We start from the raw sequence: 3,730 nt of genomic DNA on the forward strand, positions 1-3,730 counted from the left end.
TGCCTGGCCTGCTCGAATGCCGCCAGGGCCGAAGCATCAAGGCCGAAATCGGCGCGCCACTTCCACGGCTGGCTGGTCATGTCGACATAGTTGATCAGGTGGTCGTTGATGAAACCGTCGATCAGCCCGGCCGGTCCGAACAGCCTTGCGAAATCCCGCACGTTGACGTCCACCGCGCTCTCGGCGCTGAACGGATAGCGGTCGTTCAGCGCCGCCTGGCAGAAAGGCAGGATATCGGCCCGCCAGATGGCGTTGAGCTCCGAAGTGACCGCCTTCTGAGTCAAATTGCTGGTGTCGCCGGCAATCCCGCCCAGCCAACTGCTGATAGGGTCGGGCAGGATCTGTGCCTGCCGGGCGACCGCTCCCGTCAGTTCGGCAAGGCCGCCCTGCTTCTTGATGGCATCCTGCGGATTGGGGTTCGCGGTGACCGTCTGCAGCACGTTGGAAAGTGCGGTCAGCGCGACGACCGCAGCATCCAGTGCCGGCGGCTGGCCATCGACCTCGGCAATGGTGCTCTTGAGTGGTTTGAAATGCTCGGCCACAAGATTGCCGGTCAGGTCCACCTCGCTGGCCGAACCCGCCCGTGGCAACAGTTTTGCCCCTGTTTTCACTATCTTGCCAAGCTTGCCCAGTTTGCCGAGCAGTTTCGAGCCGCCTTTGGCTGCCGCCTTGTCATCTCCGGCGGGCGCGTCATCCGAACGGGTGAGCTCCGTCTCCTGCACCACTGCCGTCAGCAGGCGCTTCAGCGCGGAATCGGCGCTCGAAAGATCCTTGAGGTTCTCACTGGCGACGATGAGATCGGTCAATGGCGCGAGCCTCATGTCGCGCAGGAAGCTGTCCCATTGCGCGATATAGTCGTCATAGTAGAGCTTCAGAATATCCTCGGACAGCGCCGAGACCGAGGTTTCGGAGTTCTCTGAGCAGCCGCCAGCGAAAACGGCACGATCGAGCGCGGCCTGTGCGGCGACATCGTCGATGCGATCGAGAATGACGTCGTGGAAGCCGGCATAGGTGAAGGCGCCGGAAATGCCGACGCGAAGCGTCTTGGCGGAACGCCGCGCAAACACCTTGCCGCCGTTTGGGCCGGCGAAATTCGCCGGGACCCACTCCTTGAGCCCGGCCACTGCCGGATCGGCCAGCAACTGTTTGTAGGCGCGCGCCGGCAACGAAATGGTGCACACCGTTTTCAGCGCTTCGGCAACCAGGGCCTGGTCGGGCGCGACATAGCTCTCGTCGACCGTCATCCGGCGGATGGCGGCAAGCTGATGCTCTTCGGCATCGGCGGTCGGAAATGGTGCCGCGGCCGCGAATTCGGGCAAGCTGTTCGCCCACCAGTCTTGGGCGTAATCGGGATCCATCTGAGACAGGCCCGTCATCATGCGATAGGTTTTCAGCGCTCCGAGCATGAAATCCGGGTCGCGGATTTGCCGCCACATCGTCGCTTCGAGCAAGGCGATCATGCGCGGCTCAAGAACATTGCGCAGGGCATGATCGTACGTGTCGGTCTGCGCCCGCACCATTTCCGCGGAGGCCGATGGTCCCAGCAGATCCTGTGCGGCGCCAGGCGGTGCTGTCCGGGCGGTTGCGACCGCGTCCATCGCACCGAGCGCGCCGTCCATGGCGGGCTGCTCCACCGATGCCGGCGTTGCAGCGACGGAGGTCAGCGGCGTCTGCAGCGCTTCGAACTGGCCTGCCTGGGCCGTTATCGCGTTGCGGTTGTCAAAATAGGACCAGGTGAACAACCCGCCGGCCAACAATGCCGCCGCCGCGCAAGCGGCTGCCGCACCCCGCCAGATCCAGGCGCGGCGCCGTTGCGCCAGCGGATCGAACGTGCCGAGGCCCGCTTCCTTGAAGATGACTTCGGTCAGCAGGTTCTTCAGGAAGAAGCTGCGTTTTTCGACCCTTGGTGCGGGCAGCGCCCGTCGCGGCGGCAGGCCGAAGGACGAAGACAGCGCCGCGGTCAGCCGGTCGATGGGCGCTCCTTCCTGCGTCGCTGATGTCAGATAGAGCCCGCGCAGCCAGGCGACCTCTTCATACCGGCTTTCGCCGAACATTGCCTCGACCAGCACCTGTATCGGTTCGGACAGGCTTGCCAGTTGGGCGGGAAAGCGGAAAATCTCGGCACGGGCGGCGAGTTTGTCCTCATCTTCCAGCCGCGGCACCAGCCTCCGCTCAAGTTCCGTCGCCAGCGCGGAAATTTCCCGTTCAATGGTCTTGGCATCGACACGCGCTTCCAGCGCGAAGGTGGTCCCCCATACCTGCTCGCGCGAAGCCGTGGACAAGCCGCCGAAGAAAGCCTCGAAGCCCTTGATCAGATCGGCCTTGGTCAGCATCAGATAGACCGGAAGGCGGATTTCGAGCCGGTCGTTGAGTTCGGCCAACCGGCGGCGGATCTTGCGGCCGTGCGCCTTGATGGCTTCATCGCCCTCCCAAAGCACGTCGATCGAAAGCGCGACGATTACGCCATTCAGCGCGCGGCGTCCGCGGTGCTTTTTCAACAGGTCGAGGAAGCCCAGCCATTCAACCGCGTCCACATCGGGCTGGCTCTCCTGCTGGACATAACGGCCGGCCGTGTCGATCAGAACCGCATGTTCTGAAAAGAACCAGTCGCAGTTGCGCGTGCCGCCGACCCCCTGCAGGTCGTCGGTGAGGTCGATCGGAAAATTCAGCCCGGACTGCCGCAAGGCCGTGGTCTTGCCGGTGGCCGGCGGCCCGACGATCACATACCATGGCATTTCGCGCAGAAACTTTCGTCCGCCCAGCTTGCGGCGCTTCAGTTCGGCCATCACCTCGGCGAACTTGGCACCGACGGCCGCGACATTCTCTTCGCCGGGTCTGAGCGGCTTTTCCACCACCGGCGCGGCAATCTCGGCGACGAACATACGGTTGGCGCGGATCGCCCGGCGCTGGGCGACGATCAGCCAGATCAGCCAGAAGATGACCAGCAGCGCAATGATGACGATGCGCACGTTATCAGAGGCGAACGGTTCATAGGGACCGACCCTGACGATCGGACCGAACACCCAGATGACCAGGGAAAGCAGCGTGAGGCCGATCAGCGTCCATAGCCAGCGTGATGTCAGGACAGCCCAAAGGAAGCGCAGGATGAACATCTCACAGCCTCTTTTCGACAAGCACCTCGACGCGGCGGTTCAAGGCCCGCCCCTCGCGCGTGCTGTCGGTGGCGACTGGATCGGTGGCCGCGCGGCCCTCGGAATGGACGCGATCCCGCGGCACTCCGTTCTGGACCAGCATGTCGGCAATCGTCTGGGCGCGAGCCTCCGACAGTCGCTGGTTGGTCGACAGCGGATTGGTCTTTTGCAGGGGAACGCTGTCGGTATGACCGACGACGGTGATGTTTCCGATCAGCTCCTGGTTGGCGAGGATCACCTTGGCGAGCGACCCGATCAGGGGCTCGAAGCCTTCGGTCAGTTGTGGCCGTGACGACTGGAACAGTTCGGGATTGGAGGCCTGGATCGTCAGCTTGGCCAGCGAAACGCTTTCGGTGCCGCTGAGGGCGGATTTGAGGTCGGCGGGCGCCCCGGCCTGAAATTCCGGCAACAGCGCAAAATCCACCTTCTCCGGCGGCGGGGCATCGACTTTGGGCGACGTGCGGGTGATGTCGCCGCGCGCGGGCGGCGGCAGCGCGCGAACAAGTGCGGAGAGCTCGACCGCCCGGCTGCTCAGTGCCATCGAGAGCCCGACATGGATTGTCATGGCTGCAATCGCC

The 3,730-nt window shown here is 63.9% G+C and carries 2 protein-coding genes; both read right to left on the reverse strand.

The window, feature by feature from the left end:
* Window positions 1-3,113 (reverse strand): type VI secretion system membrane subunit TssM (gene tssM, locus EN991_RS27330; RefSeq protein WP_127369919.1); only part of this gene is annotated, 3,113 nt, incomplete at its 3' end.
* Between the two features lies 1 nt (window position 3,114).
* A partial coding sequence (locus EN991_RS27335) for an OmpA family protein (RefSeq protein ID WP_164769398.1) occupies window positions 3,115-3,730 on the reverse strand: 616 nt, incomplete at its 5' end.

Origin of the sequence: Mesorhizobium sp. M7A.F.Ca.US.005.03.2.1 (assembly GCF_003997795.1) — a bacterium.
Classification (GTDB): Bacteria; Pseudomonadota; Alphaproteobacteria; order Rhizobiales; family Rhizobiaceae; genus Mesorhizobium; species Mesorhizobium ciceri.